The organism is Neobacillus drentensis, assembly GCF_036962125.1.
GTDB lineage: Bacteria > Bacillota > Bacilli > Bacillales > Cytobacillaceae > Neobacillus > Neobacillus drentensis_B.
In genome coordinates, this window is the sequence record NZ_JBALOA010000014.1 from 148,673 (window position 1) to 165,783 (window position 17,111).

General features: G+C 39.0%; 17 protein-coding genes. 12 read left to right on the plus strand and 5 right to left on the minus strand.

The window, feature by feature from the left end; genetic code table 11:
- Nucleotides 1–129: 129 nt before the first annotated feature.
- The 6 genes from dnaG (at nt 130) to V7121_RS12435 (ending at nt 7,153) form a co-directional block, all read left to right on the plus strand.
- Entirely contained in the window at nt 130–1,938 is a 1,809-nt protein-coding gene (dnaG, locus tag V7121_RS12410; RefSeq protein WP_335496444.1) for a DNA primase, read from the plus strand.
- Nucleotides 1,939–1,979: 41 nt separating this feature from the next.
- Nucleotides 1,980–3,110: an RNA polymerase sigma factor RpoD gene (gene rpoD, locus V7121_RS12415; RefSeq protein WP_335496441.1), complete on the plus strand. Its 1,131-nt coding sequence runs from the start codon at nt 1,980–1,982 to the stop codon at nt 3,108–3,110.
- A 379-nt stretch (nt 3,111–3,489) separates the two neighbouring features.
- Nucleotides 3,490–4,629, plus strand: a complete 1,140-nt coding sequence (locus V7121_RS12420) for an acyl-CoA dehydrogenase family protein (RefSeq protein WP_335496439.1) — start codon at nt 3,490–3,492, stop codon at nt 4,627–4,629.
- Nucleotides 4,630–4,828: 199 nt separating this feature from the next.
- Entirely contained in the window at nt 4,829–5,194 is a 366-nt protein-coding gene (cccA, locus tag V7121_RS12425; RefSeq protein ID WP_335496436.1) for a cytochrome c550, read from the plus strand.
- A 137-nt stretch (nt 5,195–5,331) separates the two neighbouring features.
- On the plus strand, nt 5,332–6,051 hold the full coding sequence (locus V7121_RS12430; RefSeq protein ID WP_335546713.1) for a tRNA (adenine(22)-N(1))-methyltransferase: 720 nt from the start codon (nt 5,332–5,334) through the stop codon (nt 6,049–6,051).
- Nucleotides 6,038–7,153: a Nif3-like dinuclear metal center hexameric protein gene (locus tag V7121_RS12435; protein ID WP_335496431.1), complete on the plus strand. Its 1,116-nt coding sequence runs from the start codon at nt 6,038–6,040 to the stop codon at nt 7,151–7,153. Before V7121_RS12430 ends, V7121_RS12435 begins: the two co-directional genes overlap by 14 nt.
- 39 nt (nt 7,154–7,192) lie before the next feature.
- Here the strand turns inward: V7121_RS12435 and V7121_RS12440 are convergent, their stop codons facing one another.
- Nucleotides 7,193–8,137: a 4-hydroxy-3-methylbut-2-enyl diphosphate reductase gene (locus V7121_RS12440; protein ID WP_335496429.1), complete on the minus strand. Its 945-nt coding sequence runs from the start codon at nt 8,135–8,137 to the stop codon at nt 7,193–7,195.
- A gap of 737 nt (nt 8,138–8,874) precedes the next feature.
- The gene (gene vrrA / locus V7121_RS12445; RefSeq protein WP_335546715.1) at nt 8,875–9,534 is read right to left on the minus strand and encodes a VrrA/YqfQ family protein; all 660 of its coding nucleotides are present in this window, start codon (nt 9,532–9,534) and stop codon (nt 8,875–8,877) included.
- A 265-nt stretch (nt 9,535–9,799) separates the two neighbouring features.
- On the opposite strand from vrrA, the gene V7121_RS12450 reads away from it, so the two are divergent.
- Nucleotides 9,800–11,116, plus strand: a complete 1,317-nt coding sequence (locus V7121_RS12450) for a DEAD/DEAH box helicase (RefSeq protein ID WP_335546717.1) — start codon at nt 9,800–9,802, stop codon at nt 11,114–11,116.
- Nucleotides 11,117–11,138: 22 nt separating this feature from the next.
- Nucleotides 11,139–12,032 (plus strand): deoxyribonuclease IV, encoded by an 894-nt coding sequence (locus V7121_RS12455; protein WP_335496422.1) that lies wholly within the window; start codon nt 11,139–11,141, stop codon nt 12,030–12,032.
- Nucleotides 12,033–12,113: 81 nt separating this feature from the next.
- On the opposite strand, the gene V7121_RS12460 is transcribed toward V7121_RS12455, so the two are convergent.
- The gene (locus V7121_RS12460; protein ID WP_335496421.1) at nt 12,114–12,371 is read right to left on the minus strand and encodes a DUF2624 domain-containing protein; all 258 of its coding nucleotides are present in this window, start codon (nt 12,369–12,371) and stop codon (nt 12,114–12,116) included.
- A gap of 177 nt (nt 12,372–12,548) precedes the next feature.
- Here V7121_RS12460 and V7121_RS12465 point away from each other — a divergent pair, with 177 nt between their 5' ends.
- From V7121_RS12465 to V7121_RS12475, 3 genes are read left to right on the plus strand one after another with little or no spacing between them, the layout of a single operon-like run.
- The gene (locus tag V7121_RS12465; protein WP_335496419.1) at nt 12,549–13,322 is read left to right on the plus strand and encodes a metal ABC transporter ATP-binding protein; all 774 of its coding nucleotides are present in this window, start codon (nt 12,549–12,551) and stop codon (nt 13,320–13,322) included.
- Nucleotides 13,319–14,179 carry a metal ABC transporter permease gene (locus V7121_RS12470; RefSeq protein ID WP_335496417.1) on the plus strand — a complete coding sequence of 287 codons (861 nt, stop codon included), beginning with the start codon at nt 13,319–13,321 and terminating at the stop codon, nt 14,177–14,179. The genes V7121_RS12465 and V7121_RS12470 overlap by 4 nt, the downstream gene beginning before the upstream one ends.
- Nucleotides 14,166–14,576, plus strand: coding sequence for a Fur family transcriptional regulator (locus V7121_RS12475; protein ID WP_335496415.1), 411 nt, complete (start codon nt 14,166–14,168; stop codon nt 14,574–14,576). The genes V7121_RS12470 and V7121_RS12475 overlap by 14 nt, the downstream gene beginning before the upstream one ends.
- A gap of 47 nt (nt 14,577–14,623) precedes the next feature.
- On the opposite strand, the gene V7121_RS12480 is transcribed toward V7121_RS12475, so the two are convergent.
- Entirely contained in the window at nt 14,624–15,223 is a 600-nt protein-coding gene (locus tag V7121_RS12480; RefSeq protein ID WP_335546719.1) for a hypothetical protein, read from the minus strand.
- A gap of 197 nt (nt 15,224–15,420) precedes the next feature.
- Between V7121_RS12480 and V7121_RS12485 the strand changes: the two genes are divergently transcribed.
- Nucleotides 15,421–15,903, plus strand: coding sequence for a DUF4190 domain-containing protein (locus V7121_RS12485; protein ID WP_335496413.1), 483 nt, complete (start codon nt 15,421–15,423; stop codon nt 15,901–15,903).
- Nucleotides 15,904–15,959: 56 nt separating this feature from the next.
- Here the strand turns inward: V7121_RS12485 and ispG are convergent, their stop codons facing one another.
- On the minus strand, nt 15,960–17,069 hold the full coding sequence (gene ispG, locus V7121_RS12490; RefSeq protein ID WP_335496412.1) for a flavodoxin-dependent (E)-4-hydroxy-3-methylbut-2-enyl-diphosphate synthase: 1,110 nt from the start codon (nt 17,067–17,069) through the stop codon (nt 15,960–15,962).
- Nucleotides 17,070–17,111: the final 42 nt, after the last annotated feature.

A 17,111-nucleotide genomic window follows, 5' to 3' on the forward strand; every position in this document is an offset into this window, starting at 1 on the left:
GGGAAGGAAGCTGCTGATTTATTTATTAGAGGATGCAGCAAAAACAAAATTAAATAATTTTTTGTCGAAATTTGCAGGAATTTAAAGGGTGCCTAACGAATTAATGATAGTACAATTGGAGTTGTTTTCATGGCAGAACGGATTGCCGAAGAAAAGCTTAATCAAATTCGCCATTCAGTTGATATTGTCGAAGTTATCAGCGATTATGTACAACTGAAAAAACAAGGGCGAAATTACTTCGGATTATGTCCATTCCATGGAGAAAGTACACCCTCATTTTCTGTATCAATTGATAAACAAATTTTCCATTGCTTTGGCTGTGGCGCTGGCGGTAATGTCTTCTCTTTTTTAATGGAACTGGAAGGTGTCTCATTTCAGGAGGCAGCCATTAAACTAGCTGCGAAGGCAAATATTGACCTGGAAATTAATTTATCTGGGGGCCATGGTGAAAAAAAGGTTTCACATGAGCACCAATCTTTTCTTCAGGCCCATGAGTTATTACAAAAATTTTACCATCATTTGTTAGTAAATACAAAAGAAGGTCAGCATGCTTTGGAATACCTGCTAGACAGGGGATTCACCCGAGAATCAATTGATAAGTTCCAAATAGGGTATTCTTTAAATTCATGGGATTTTGTGACTAAGTTTCTTTCGAAAAGAGATTTTCCACAGGAATGGATGGAGAAGGCCGGATTAATTATCAAACGGGAAAGGGATGGGACTTATTTCGATCGCTTTAGGGATCGAATTATGTTTCCAATTTTTGATCGAAATGGTAATACGATTGCTTTTTCAGGAAGAACACTGGGGGCCGAGGAGCCCAAATACTTAAATAGTCCTGAAACACCAATCTTTAATAAAAGTAAAATTCTTTACAACTACCATAATGCGAAACCAATATTAAAAAAATTGCAATTTGCTGTTTTATTTGAGGGATTTGCCGATGTAATTTCCGCAGATCGTTCTGGTGTGGAAAATGGTATTGCCACGATGGGAACATCCTTGACAGATGAACATATAGCCCTCTTAAGGCAAAGTGTCCAATCCGTAACCATATGCTACGATTCAGATAAGGCTGGGATAGAAGCAGCGTATCGAGCCGGAAACCACCTAAACAATGCGGGCTTTCAAATAAAAGTTGCGATGATGCCTAATGGAATGGACCCTGATGAATACATTAAAAAAAATGGTTCAGAAAAGTTTCGTAACGAGGTTATCGGTGCAAGCTTAACGTGGATGGCCTTTAAATTTCTTTACTTTCGTAGAGGAAAAAATCTGCAGCTTGAAGGAGATAGGCTAGCTTATATCGAAGTGATAATTAAGGAAATCAGCACTTTGACTAAAGCTGTTGAAAGGGATCATTATTTACGACAGCTAGCAGCCGAATTTTCACTTTCATTAGATGCTTTAAAGCAGCAGCAAAAAGAGATGTTTTTCGCAGAAAAAAGAAAATCATCTGGTAATAATCAACCAGTTAATAAGCCAATCGTCATCCCTAAGCAAGAGAGTAAACTTAAGCCTGCTCATTACACAGCAGAAAGACGGCTAATTGCTCACATGTTAAAAGATCGGGATGTGGCTTATAAAGTACAGGAGTTATTGCAAGGGAATACGTTTAATATTGATGAACATCAGGCAATAATAACTTATCTGTTAGCATTTTATGAAGATCATTTCGAATCAGACTCAGGTGCATTTTTATCCTTCATTCAAGATGTTAATTTAAGAAGAATGGTTGCAAACATTGAAATGATGTCTATAAACGATGAATTATCCAATCAGGAATTAACTGATTATATCAAACAGGTGTTGAATTATCAAAAATTGTTAAAGATAAAAGAAAAAGAAGTGGAACAAAAAGAAGCAGAGCGACAAAGTGATAATAGTAAAGCTGCTGCAATTGCAATGGAAATCATTCAATTGCGTAAATCTCTATAGATTTTATCTTACTGTCTTTGATTCTAGAAGGAGGGGGACATATGGCTGCAGAAAAATCGGCCCGTTCAAAAGAAGTGGAAAATGAATTCACTTTTGAACAAGTGAAAGACCAGTTAACGGCACTGGGTAAAAAAACCGGCGTCCTTGCCTATGATGATATTGCTGAGAAATTGGCTAATTTTGAACTAGATTCTCACCAAATGGAAGAATTTTTTGAATTCCTCGGTGATCAAGGTATCGAACTCGTTGGTGATAGTGAAGAGGAAGATCCAAATCCTAAGCAACTTGCAAAAGGCGATGATGATGAATTTGATCTAAATGATCTAAGCGTTCCTCCTGGAGTTAAGATTAATGATCCAGTTCGTATGTATCTGAAAGAAATTGGCCGGGTTGACTTACTTTCAGCTGATGAGGAAAAAAAGTTAGCACTTCGTATCGAACAAGGTGATGAAGAAGCCAAGCGGCGCCTTGCAGAGGCAAACCTTAGACTCGTCGTAAGCATAGCTAAGCGATATGTTGGCCGTGGCATGTTATTCCTTGATCTAATTCAAGAAGGCAATATGGGTTTAATAAAAGCCGTTGAAAAGTTTGATTATCAAAAAGGTTTTAAGTTCAGTACGTATGCAACATGGTGGATTCGTCAAGCAATCACACGTGCAATTGCTGACCAAGCTAGGACGATTCGTATTCCAGTTCATATGGTTGAGACCATTAATAAATTGATTCGTGTTCAGCGTCAATTACTTCAGGATCTTGGCCGCGAACCAACACCAGAAGAAATTGGAGAAGATATGGATTTAACACCTGATAAGGTAAGGGAAATTTTGAAAATTGCCCAAGAGCCTGTATCACTCGAAACACCTATTGGTGAAGAAGATGATTCCCACCTCGGTGATTTTATTGAAGATCAGGATGCAACATCTCCTTCAGAACATGCTGCTTATGAATTATTAAAAGAACAGCTTGAAGATGTCCTAGATACACTTACAGATAGGGAAGAAAATGTTCTTCGCCTGCGTTTTGGACTGGATGATGGCCGTACACGTACACTTGAAGAGGTCGGTAAGGTCTTCGGTGTTACTCGTGAGCGTATCCGTCAAATCGAGGCAAAAGCATTAAGGAAATTACGCCATCCAAGCCGCAGCAAGCGTTTAAAGGATTTCTTAGAATAAAATACATCGTAAAGAATAGTTTACTTCATTACTTGAAGTAGGCTATTTTTTTGTTCATTTCTATGCCAAACCACAAAATAAAAAAATGTAAGCACTTTCTGTATTTGAATCCATTTTACTGAATTGTCGCTCATTTTGCAAATAGGCTTGAGTATTTCCTGATTGGGATTTTGAACTTTTATTTTTGTAAAAAAAGGAATAAATCTATTTTTCATTGTCAGGATAGTGTTATCTTTTTGATTTTTTTTGTTCTAGTTAATCTCCTTTATTATAGCTATATAGTAAATATTTTTAAAAAATTAAAATATTGGGAATTTGGGATAATTACTCTTATAATAGTAAAGAAAGCGCATTCATGGATTGGATAAGGGGGATGAATATGAATTTTGACTTAACTGCTGAGCAAGAAATGATAAAAAAAACAATGCGTCAATTTGCTGAAGAAGAGGTAGCACCAAGTTCGGTCGAGCGTGACCGCACCAAGCAGTTTCCAGTGGAAATATTTAAGAAATTAGCTGAGATGGGAATTATGGGACTACCTTTTCCAGAAGAATATGGCGGGGCAGGTGCAGATACAGTAAGCTTTGCGATTGTAACTGAAGAGTTAAGCAGAGTATGCGGGTCGACGGGAATCACCTATTCTGCTCATATTTCTTTAGGAGGGGCGCCGCTTCATTTGTTTGGCACAAAGGACCAAAAGCTAAAATATTTAACTCCGATTTGTACGGGGGAATCATTTGGAGCATTTGGTCTAACCGAACCTAATGCTGGCTCAGATGCCGGGGGGACTCAAACAACAGCACGAGAAGAAAACGGTGAGTATGTAATAAACGGCAATAAATGTTTTATTACCAATGCCAGTTATGCCAAGCATCTCTCTTTGACGGCCGTGACAGGAGAAAAGGATGGTAAAAAAGAAATAAGTGCCATCATTGTTCCGACAAGTGCCGTTGGATTTTCTATCATTGATAACTATGAAAAAATGGGCTTAAATTCTTCAAATACAACAGAATTAGTATTAGAAGATGTACGAGTGCCTGCCCAGAACCTGTTGGGAAAGCGAGGAGAGGGCTTTAAACAGTTTTTAATAACGTTGGATGGCGGACGTATTGGGATTGGTGCGATGGCCGTAGGTATAGCTCAGGGCGCCTATGAAAAAGCACTAGCCTATGCAAAGGAAAGAAGACAGTTTGGGAAGTCACTTTCCTCTTTTCAAGCAATTCAGTTTAAACTTGCCGATATGGCGATGAAAATTGAACTGGCTCGGAATATGGTCTATAAAGCAGCTTGGTTAAAAGATCAGGGAAGACCATTTTCAAAGGAATCTGCGATGTGTAAACTCTATGCTTCAGAAATTTGCATGGAAGTGACCAACCAGGCCGTTCAAATTCATGGCGGCTATGGATATATGAAAGAATATCATGTTGAGAGAATGATGCGGGATGCTAAGTTACTTGAAATTGGCGAAGGCACATCCGAAGTACAAAGAATGGTCATATCAAGGTTGATTGGTTGTTAAATACTCCATAGGGAAAATAAAAACAAACAGGCTAAACTAGATATATTCTCTAATTTAGCCTGTTTTCTTTTTTTTATTAAGATTATAGTGATAAAATAACTTTAGGGCTTTTCCTTCTGTTCTTTTTCAAGTAAAATAGTAGTTGTTTGTAGACTATTTTCATATTTAACACACGAACGTACATAAGGGAGGTAATATCATGAAGCGAAATCCGGTTATTCCTTACGTCCTCATCATGGTTTTTGGAATTGTGCTTATGTTAATTTTGTCTTTCAAAGGCCTTGGTGATAGTAAAGAAATTGCGAAGGATAAAGGGGAAGGTACTGAGAAAACTGAGGTAGCCGCATCAAAGCCTGAGGACATTTATAAGCAATCTTGTATTGGCTGTCACGGCGATCAGTACCAAGGGGTAGTAGGACCAACATTAAAAGGTGTGGGCAGCAAGTATTCTAAGGAACAACTGATGACCTTTGTTACAAAAGGTAAAGGTACAGGCATGCCAGCAGGCCTGGTAAAAGAAGAGCAAGCAGCTGCTATGGCAGATTGGTTAGCTACATTAAAATAATTAGAGAGAGTCCTTTGCATCTGTAAAGGACTTTTTTTATACTAAACGAAAAGCTCCAGTGTCTAGTTACTGGAGCTGGACAATCGTCAACATTTAATGCTTTGGATTAAATAATTTTTATTAAAGTGGTGGTATTTTTGAATACAAATAAATTATCAGCTCGGTTAGCTACAGTGGCGGACCATGTCCCAACGGGGGCAAGGCTAGCAGATATCGGTTCTGACCATGCTTATTTACCCTGTTACTTAGCAAAAAACAAAGGGATACCCTATGCCATTGCTGGTGAAGTTGCTGAGGGCCCTTGCCAGTTAGCAGAGAGAAATGTTTTAGCAGAAGGATTATCTGATGTCATTTCGGTGAGGCTGGGGGATGGTCTTGAGGTTATTCAAAACGGAGAAGTCGATTGTATTACCATTGCCGGAATGGGCGGAGCACTAATCGCGAGTATCTTAGAGAACGGTAAAGAAAAGCTAACCTCAGTTAAGAGGCTTGTGCTGCAACCGAATATTAGTGCAATTTCCATACGTAACTGGTTTATTAATAATAACTGGGAACTTGTAGCCGAAGAAATACTCGAGGAAGATGGGAAAATATACGAGGTATTAATTGGTGAAAAAGGTGATCCCTATAAGCCCTATAAAAACAATAAAACCATGGGGCTATTAGTTGGGCCATACCTTGTTCAAAAACAAGGTCAAACCTTTAAGAAAAAATGGAGAACAGAAATGAAAAACTGGCAGCGTATTTACGAAGCGCTTGAGGGGGCTGCACAATCTCCGGAAAACATTGAAAAAAAGCAAGAAATCCTTGAAAAAATAAAGTTGGCAGAGGAGGCATTAAGCTATGAAGATTCCTAATGGCCATGAGGTTATTCAACTTTTTGAACAGTTTTCTCCTAAAGGATTAGCGATGGAAGGCGATAAGATTGGATTACAAATAGGACGCTTAAATAAAAAGGTCGAACGAATCATGATTGCACTGGATGTCCTTGAAAATGTGATTGATGAGGCAATAGAAAAAAAGGTTTCACTGATTATCGCCCATCATCCGCTTATTTACCGGCCGCTTAAAAATTTGCTAACCGACACTGTCCAGGGGAATATGATCGAAAAATTAATAAAGCATGATATTGCTGTTTATGCAGCACATACCAACCTTGATGTAGCGACGGGTGGTGTAAATGACCTCCTTGCCACAGCATTAGAATTGGAAGAAACCGAGGTTCTTGTACCCACATTTAAGACGATGTTAAAGAAATTAGTTGTTTTTGTCCCAGTTAGCCACGCTGAAGTGGTCAGAATAGCACTTGGAAATGCAGGCGCAGGGTTTATTGGCAATTACAGCCACTGTTCATTTTCAGGGAATGGAACTGGTAGATTTTTACCTGGTGAAAATACGAGCCCGTTTATCGGTCAGCCAGGTGAAGTAGAAGAAGTAGAGGAAGTGCGAATTGAGACCATTGTTCCCGAGTCTTTTCTAAAGAAGGCAATCACAGCGATGATTAAGGCACACCCATATGAAGAGGTAGCATATGATGTATATCCGCTAGAGAATAAGGGAGATGCGCTCGGTCTAGGACGAATCGGGAAAGTTCCTGAGATGACATTAGGAGAATTTGCAGAAAAAGTAAAGAAGGCACTTGAAGTCTCACATGTACGAGTGGTTGGCAATTTGTCGGCAAAAGTAAAAAAGGTGGCGGTTCTAGGCGGGGACGGTAATAAATACTTCATGAATGCTAAATATCAAGGGGCAGATGTATATGTTACCGGAGATATTTATTATCACACCGCTCATGACGCTGCAATGCAAGGCTTGAATATGATTGATCCAGGTCATAATGTCGAAAAGGTCATGAAGAAGGGGTTAACGGCTATTTTACAAGAGATGTGCGAAAACGCTGGCTTTTCGGTGGATATTTTTCCTTCTGAAGAAAATACAGATCCATTCCAATTTCTATAAACGAAAAGAACCGGTCATTGGACACGGTTCTTTTCGTAATTATTCCGATTTTTTAACCTTTGGTAAAATTCTGCTTAGTAGAACTTTTTTACGACGTTCCCATGTTGCCTCGTTGTTTGGGTCAAATTGTTCAAGGAACGTGATTACTTCTTTCGTAATTGGTGTTGGTGTAGAGGCACCTGATGTAACGGCAACATTTTTAGCATCTTTAATCCATTCAATCTCTAATTCGGTAATATCAGCAATACGGTATGCTTTTGTTCCGGCAATTTCCTCTGAAACCTGTGCCAGTCGATTAGAGTTATTACTTTTCGGGTCTCCGACAACAATCGTTACATCTGCTTCTGTAGCTTGCTCTGCTACCGCTTCTTGGCGAATTTGAGTTGCATGGCAGATTTCGTTATATACTTCTACATGTGGATATTTTTCCTGTACTTTTTTCATTGTGTCAGCTACGTCCCATTGACTCATTGTTGTTTGATTGGTTACAAGTAGCTTGTCTACGTTAATGGTTAATGCTTCTACATCCTGTGGTGTCTCAACAAGATGAACCTTGCCGGGTGCTACACCTACTGCGCCTTCAGGTTCTGGATGACCCTTCTTTCCAATATAAATCACTTGATACCCTTGTTTTGTTTTTTCTTCAATCAAATCATGAGTCCTCGTGACATCAGGACAAGTTGCATCAATGGTTACTAAGCCTTTTTCTTTAGCTAGTTGTCTAACCTCTGGAGATATTCCATGAGCTGTAAAAATGACTGTGCCTGTATCGACTTTATTAAGAATATCTTTCCGATTCTTGCCGTCAAGAGTAATAATTCCTTCTTCTTCGAAAGCGTCAGTCACATGTTTATTATGAACAATCATTCCTAATATATAGATTGGACGAGGTAATGATTTATCTAAAGCTGCGTTTCTAGCAATGACCATAGCATCCACTACGCCATAACAGTAACCTCTCGGTGAAATTTTGATGATTTGCATATTAAAAGTCCCCCTAAAAAAGACATTAATTCATAGATTTATGTATTTATTATATAAAACTAATAGATATAATACAAAGATACATTTTTCCTTAGAAACATTTAGGGAAAATGGCAGTTGAGTTATAAGGTATTTTTAACAAGTCTGTTGATTGGCGCTCCAGACACTTCGCTTTCCGCGGGCGTTGCGGTGAGCCTTCTCGGCGCTTTCAGCGCCTGCGGGGTCTCCCCTGCTCCGTACTCCCGCAGGAGTCTTCGTGCCTTCCGCGCCAATCAACAGGTGTATTCAATAAGTTCTTCAACTCCAATACAAATGAAAAATGCTTGGTATATTTAGAAAGAAAAAAATTGAGCAAAGCTTTGCAGTTTCAAAAGAGCTGCACAGTCTTCGCAAGTGCCGGTTTATAGGATTAAATAATTTAAATGAAAGGCTCTTTTAACTGAACCAGCAAGGGAATTGTGTGTTGCAATACTATTTTGATTTGCCTCCCTGTTGATTGGAGTGGAGGGCACTCGACTCCTGCGGGATATAGAGGTCACTTGAGACCCCGCAGGCGCCTAAGCGCCGAGGAGGCTCCAGGACCTCCCCGCGGAAAGCGAGTGCCCGGAGCGGAAACCAACAGGCCTGTTAGCAGGCGAATTATATATAAATTTGGAAATTAAGTTTTGGACAAAATAAAAAATTGCCGAGAAAAAATCTCTCGACAATCAAAGAATGCTGTTGCCAGCATTCTTGGTTTAAATATACATTCTGGGAATGGATGATCCTTTTTGCTGTGATGCTTTTCTTGATACTGCTGGCTGTTGATTTGTCTTGGGTTGGAGTTTCTTTTTTGAACTTCTTTTTACAGTTTCTTCATGACTTGACGATTCAGTCGAGGCTGATTCGGTAAGTTGGCTATTTTCTTCTGGTTCCTCATCCGTGTTCTTAGTTGCATTTTTAAATCCTTTATAAATCTTCCACATCGCAGGGAGATTTTTTATCATCGGACCATACTGTTGAACCATCGGACCAATGGATTGAGCTGTTTTTAGCACCTGTTGTGTATTGTTTAACATATTGGTAAGTCCGCCGGGGTTACTTAATGATTGAAGCAGACCTCCACCGCTGGATGCTGCTCTACCTGCAGATTGCATCCCCATAAAGCCGCCGGCTTGATTTCCCCTTCCGAATAATTTCGAAAGTAGTCCTCCGCCCCCTGGATTCATTTGGTTTGGTCTTCCCATCATTTGCCCCATCATCGGATTAAATCCTCCTCCAAATGGGTTGGATGAGGGCCCCATCATTGGACTCCTGCCGCCAAAAGGGCTATATCCCGGATTCATCATCTGCTGATTACGCCCAAATGGACCAGGTCCCATTCCCCCTTGCATTGGCATTCTAGGTCTTGGTTGCATCTCTAAAGCCTCCTTTCAAATTGCCTCATGCTTTAAATTATGCACTTTCCCTAATTTGGTTTAGGTATTATACACAGGACAAAGACTAAATTTAGTTGTTTAAAAGTCCGCAGAAAGTAGAAAATGATATTAAAACAAAAGATAACTGGAGTTTTGGAGGAATATTGACTATAATTGCATGATGGAATAAATTGTGGAAACTCTTGCTAACGTAAGAAAACTGCTCTAAAAGTCATTAGATATTTTTTATATAAGGAGAAAATATATGAAAGAAAACCGTTTTAATCGTTTTACGTTTCAACCATTTATTATAGAAGCTATTAAAGGTTTCGGTTTTACTGAGCCTACAGAAATTCAAGAACGGATGATTCCTGTCGTTTTAAAGGGAGAAAGTGCAATTGGGCAATCACAAACTGGGACGGGAAAAACCCTAGCATATGTTCTGCCTATTCTTGAAAAAATTGACCCGAAACGACCTGAAGTTCAAGCTGTTATCACTGCACCTACCAGAGAACTCGCCTCTCAAATTTACCAACAAATTCTAAAAATAACGGAGCACAGTAACCCAGAGCAAAAAATCATGTCTAGATGCTACATTGGGGGAACCGACAAGCAGCGGACAATTGAAAAATTAAAAGTTCAGCCTCATATTGTTGTTGGAACTCCAGGAAGAATTAAGGATCTTATGAGCGATAAGGCGTTATTTGTCCATACTGCTGAAATCCTTGTGGTGGATGAGGCGGATATGATGTTAGATATGGGCTTTATCGAGGACCTGGACAGAGTAGCTGGAAAAATGCCTGAAAACCTACAGATGTTGGTTTTCTCAGCAACAATTCCAGAAAAATTAAAACCATTTCTTAAAAAGTATATGGAAAATCCAAAAACAATACAAATTGAGCCAAAACGAAAAGCAGCAGAAAATTTGGAACACTATCTTTTGCCTTCAAGACACCGGAGTAAAAAGCAGCTTGTTCATGATGCGCTTCTTGCTTACAATCCCTATTTAGCGATTGTATTTACCAATACCAAAAAAATGGCTGAAGAAGTGGCCTACTTTTTAAATGAAAAAGGGTTAAAAGTTGGCCGCGTCCATGGTGATTTAAGTCCACGAGAGCGAAAACAGATGATGAAGCAAATTCAGGATTTGGATTACCAATATATTGTTGCCACAGATCTCGCTTCGCGTGGGATTGATATTGAAGGAGTCAGCCATATCATTAACTATGAACTGCCTACGGATTTAGATTTTTATATCCACCGTGTGGGAAGGACGGCCCGTGCCGGACATTCTGGGATTGCCTTAACCGTTTATGAGGCTTCTGATGAAGATGCGTTAAATCGGTTAGAAAAAATGGGTATTCAATTTAATCATGTGGATTTAAAAAATAATGAGTTTGTAACGATTGATGAGCGTAATAAGCGGAAAACACGTGTAAGACAAGAAGATAAGGCTGATCAGAAGGCCAAATCATTGGTGAAGAAGCCCTCCAAAGTTAAACCAGGATATAAGAAGAAGATGCAGTGGGAAATGGATAAAATAAAAAAGCGTGAACGTAGAATCGAACAAAGAAAAAAATAATAGGAGCAGGGAGAGAAAAGGCATGCTGAAAATAGGATCACATGTTTCGATGAGTGGAAAAGACATGCTGCTTGCTGCCAGTGCTGAAGCAGTTTCCTATGGTGCAAATACCTTTATGATTTATACGGGGGCACCGCAAAATACAAGAAGAAAAAAAATTGAAGACCTTAATATTGAAGCAGGACAAAAGCATATGGAGATGAATGGAATCTCGGAAATTATTGTCCATGCCCCATATATTATCAATATTGGAAATACAATAAACCCTGATACTTTTGAATTAGGTGTTAGATTCCTTCGAACAGAGATTGAACGAACCGAGGCAATTGGGGCAAAACAGATTGTCCTTCATCCCGGAGCACATGTCAGCGCAGGGACCGAAGAAGGAATAAAGAAAATTATCGAAGGATTAAATGAAGTTCTAACCGGCAAAGAGCAAGTCCAAATTGCCTTGGAAACAATGGCGGGTAAGGGCTCGGAGTGTGGGAAATCATTTGAGGAATTAGCAATGATTATCGATGGTGTCAACTATAGTGATAAGCTGTCTGTTTGTTTTGATACCTGTCATACTCATGATGCGGGATATAATATTGTCGAGGATTTTGATGGCGTATTAAATGAATTTGACAAAATTATCGGCCTAGACAAACTGAAAGTTCTTCATATTAATGATAGTAAAAATTCAGTGGGAATGAGAAAGGACAGACACGAAAACATCGGGTTTGGCCATATCGGCTTTAAGGCACTAAATTATATTGTCCATCATCCTCAACTTACAGATGTTCCAAAGATTTTAGAAACTCCATTTGTGGGTGAAGATAAAAATAATAAAAAAGCGCCATATAAATTTGAGATTGAGATGCTCCGCGAGCAGAAGTTCAATGAGAACTTGCTTGATTTAATTATGCAATCATAGGTAAAAAGCTGTGCTTAAATCTACTGACCCCGAAAGTGAGTAAATTCTAACCTTCGGGGTGCAGTACAAAGCCACAGCTTTTTACTTTTTGGTTAACTGCATAAACAACTTATTGACTTCACGTGCTGTTGTAGGACCTGCAGTTTTTGCAATTTCTTTGACTAATTGAGCCCGCTGTGAATCATCAAAAATATTAACATTTTTCCCTCTTAAGTATTCAGCAATTTTCCCTGCCTGCTGGTTCGATACTGATATATTAAATTGTTCAGCGTATTTTAACAGTTCTTCAGCAGTAATTGTATTGATTTTATGATTAATGATGCTCTGAAAAATTGACACACTCACCACTCCTCACCTTAATGTATGAAGAAGTTCGCAGAGTGTGATTATAGTTTTTTCTATAGATTATTTGGACTAGAGCCGGGTTAACAGGCTTTACAATCAATCTGACCTATTGTATACTACTTGAGGTTAAATCGGAATGATTCTTATAATTAAAAAGGTGATGCGCTGATTATGCAATCAATAATTGAAATAAAGAAACTATTTTACCGATACGAAAAAGATATGGTTCTTGAGGATATAAACATTACCATTCCTTTTGGATCTTTTTTGGCAATTGTTGGACCTAATGGCTCTGGAAAATCTACACTATTGAAGCTTATCTTAGGGTTATTAAAGCCTCAAAAGGGAAGTATCCAATTATTTGGTAAAGATATCAATAAATTTAGAGAGTGGCAAAAAATTGGCTATGTGTCTCAAAAGGCCAATTCCTTTAATACGGGTTTCCCTGCCACCGTTGCTGAAGTAGTTGAAAGTGGTTTAACGAAGAAGCTAGGCATGTTTAAGTTTTTTAAAAAGGAACATGCTCAAAAGGTAAGTGAAGCTTTGGATGCAGTTGGTATGGGACAGTTCAGGAACAGAAATATTGGTGAACTCTCTGGGGGACAGCAACAAAGAGTATTTATTGCACGGGCCCTTGTTAGTGAACCCAGTCTTCTCATCCTAGATGAACCAACTGTAGGTGTTGATGCGGAAAATGTCAGCAATTTTTACCAAATGCTTGGAGATTTAAATAAAAGCCGTGATATTACACTTTTATTAGTAACTCATGATATTGGTACAATATCGGATAAAGTCTCACATGTAGCTTGCTTGAATAAACGGTTGCATTTTCACGGGGAAACAAACGAATTTGAGCAGCTTCGGACGGATGATATGTCTAAAGTCTATGGCCATGATGTTCACATGCTTGCCCATCATCACGAGCATGGAGGCGTTGTAAAGTGATTCAAGGAATTTTCCATTATGAATTTTTGCAAAATGCTTTTTTAACAGGGATCATGATTGGGATTATTGCCCCGCTATTAGGCGTGTTTGTGGTTGTCAGGAGATTATCGTTAATTGCTGATGCCTTAAGCCATGTGACATTAGCAGGCATTGCAGCGAGTTTGCTGCTAGAAAGACATTTGGCAGCGATGGCAGGAGTAAACCCACTCTATTTAGGAATGGTCTTTTCTGTTGGAGGGTCACTGTTCATCGAGAAACTTCGAGGAGTCTATAAGCATTATCAAGAACTAGCGATTCCAATCATTCTTTCAAGTGGAATTGGACTAGGTGTCATTTTCATTTCACTCGCCAATGGCTTTAATACTGATTTGTTCAGTTATTTGTTCGGCAGTGTTTCCGCAGTAAGCAGAACAGATTTATGGGTTGTGTTTACAATTGGAATATTGGTGATTCTGGTGATTATTTTATTATATAAAGAACTTTTTTTATTGTCCTTTGATGAGGAACACGCGAAAGCCTCAGGAATTGCAGCGAAAAGTATTCATTTTATTTTTATTGTCATGGTTGCCTTGGTTATTGCTGCTTCGATGAGAATTGTCGGAATCTTATTAGTATCATCATTAATGACTTTACCTGTTGCAGCCAGTATTCGGGTAGCGAAAGGATTTAAGCAAACCATTTTCCTTTCAGTCCTATTTGGTGAAGTTTCCGTCCTTGGCGGTTTGTTTACTGCTTATTATTTAAATTTGGCTCCCGGTGGAACGATTGTCATGATTGCGGTTCTCATCTTGATTATCTCGATCTTCTATAAGAAATTGTTAATCCGTAAGGGGGGACAGCCAGATGAACGTTCATGAGGCGATACAGTATTTAAAAGAAAAGGGATTTAAACAAACAGGAAAAAGAGAAGATATGCTCCAACTGTTTGCTGATAGTGATAAATATCTAACAGCTAAGGATGTCTTGGACCAGCTCAAAGATGATTATCCTGGTTTAAGCTTTGATACAATCTATCGGAATCTTTCTTTATTTGTTAATATGGGGATTCTAGAAATGACAGAATTATCAGGTGAAAAGCATTTCCGTTTTACATGTTCCAGGTCCCATCACCATCATCATTTTATCTGTTTAACTTGTGGAAAAACGAAAGAAATTGAAACCTGTCCAATGAAGGATTTAAGCGAAAATTTAAAAGGATATGATATTTCCGGACATAAATTCGAGATATATGGTCATTGCCCTGAATGTCATTAAAAAACAGCTTGTGCAGATACACAAGCTGTTTTTGATTTGGTAAATTTTTAGTTGGATCTTACCAATGAGCGACGATTCTGTTCCTGCTTTATCCATTCGTCTACCCACCTACCAGCTTCTCTCCAATTTTTAACACGAAGCACACCATTTGGAATAGGTTCTTGATTATAAGGTGTATCAAATAAAATGACGGGTATATCACACTCTTCATTGATCATCACCGCATTATCATGCTTGTCCTCAAAAAAGAGATCGACTCCATGCTTTTTAATGGTTGCAATCTTATCGTGTGAGCCGATTAACTCGATGTGATCAAAGGTTAAGCCTTTATCGATAAACCAATTAATTGTAATATCCAGTAAATGAGAACGACGGGCACTAATAAAAAACAATTCATGCTGATGCTCCCATTTTTTTAAGACATTTTCTGCTCCTTCGGCCAATGGGGAGTTGGCATAGATAACCGGTTCATTTTCCGTGAACCAGTTGGCAAACTCCTTTTCAGGCACATTGAGGAAGGGGGTATATTCATATTGATTGACGTTCTCATATAAAAGGTTCAGCCCAAATGCTTTATTAATATAAGGTAGGATGGATTTTGGGCAGGTGACCGTTCCATCGATATCGATGCCAAATCTCTTTTTCATGTTCATACTCACTTTCTGATGACTTCTCACTATCTCCTTATATTTTACCAAAGTAATGAGTTACATGAAGTAACTATTTACAAGTAATTTTTTGGGATTAGAAATAAAAAACTAATATAGGCAAACATTAACATACTAAAAAGCATTCAGCAGCAAACAATAATTAATGCTCCTATTACTGAAAGTGAGGGATTAGGATGGCAGATGAAAGAGACACGAAAGTGCAAGAAGCTCTTCAAAGTGCGAATATTGGACAAGATATACCCAATTCTCCTACTTCATTTCGGGAGGAAACATCGTCAGAGTTCGCTGCACCTATTAAGGCTCATTACACCTTGAAAAAAGATGAGTCTACACCAAGGATAGGTGCTTCAGTGCCGATCCGTTCTTCTCAATATAGAGAAGAAACTGCCGCAGAAATTGCTGCCCCTGTTCCTCTTATCCATAAAAGGGAACAGGTAGGGCAAAAAGAAAAAGCAGCAGGTGGTACTGGTATAGGGACACTTGCGTTAGTGCTTTCGATTTTATCACTGTTTGTAATGCCTATTCTATTTGGTGCGGCAGGGATTGTGTTAGGATTTGTTGCCAGAAGGAAAGGGGCTACCGGGCTTGGTGCTTGGGCCATAGGTATCGGTGCAATATCGATTGTCATTGGTATCTTTATTCTTCCGTTCTTTTAACACAGTCTGCATAGGAGCAAAAAGAAACCCGGTAAATTTACCGGGTTTCTTCACGTTTATTGAGTGATTTTATCTTCTTCGGCTTTTTTCTGGAAATATTCTTCAGCGATTTGGTCAATTTCTTTTTTCAATTCTTCAACTAGTTGCGCTTCAGGGACCTTACGGACGATTTCGCCCTTCCTAAATAGTAACCCTTCACCACGAGCACCGGCAATCCCGATATCGGCTTCACGAGCCTCTCCAGGTCCGTTAACAGCACAGCCTAATACAGCTACTTTAATTGGTGCCTTAATTTTTTCAATGTATTCTTCGACTTCATTGGCAATACTGATTAGATCAATTTCAATTCGCCCGCAGGTCGGACATGAAATTAATGTGGCTGCATTTGAAGAAAGACCGAAAACTTTTAAGAGTTCTCTGGCAACTTTAACTTCTTGAACTGGGTCAGCGCTTAAGGAAACGCGAAGTGTGTTCCCGATTCCTTTGTGTAAAATCGTACCCAGACCAGCCGCGCTTTTTATGCTGCCAGCAAATAAAGTCCCTGATTCTGTAATCCCAAGATGGAGGGGATAATCGAACGTCTGGGCTGCCTTTTCGTAGGCCTCAATGGCGAGATTAACATCAGACGCTTTCATGGATACAATAATATCATGGAAATCCAAGTCCTCTAGAATTTTAATATGGTGTAGAGCACTCTCAACCATACCATCAGCAGTTGGATAACCATATTTCTCTAAAATCCTTTTTTCGAGCGAGCCAGCATTTACGCCAATTCTGATTGGAATACCTTTTTCTTTCGCTGCTTTTACGACAGCCTCGACTTTTTCCCTCTTTCCAATATTCCCGGGATTGATTCTGATTTTATCTGCTCCGCCTTCAATTGCCTTAAGAGCTAATTTATAATCAAAATGAATATCGACAACAAGTGGAATGTTAATTCTTTTCTTTATTTCAGGAATGGCATTTGCTGCCCGTTCATCTGGACATGCTACACGAACTATCTGACAACCCGCTTCCTCAAGACGTTTTATTTCAGCAACAGTTGCTTCCACATCATGTGTTTTTGTTGTGGTCATACTTTGGATAAATAATTCGTTACTCCCGCCAATCGTTAAGTTACCTACTTTTATTGGTCGGGTCTTTGTGCGATGTATTAATTCACTCACGTGTAATTCGCTCCTTCAAAATGGGATTCGAATAAGGTATAT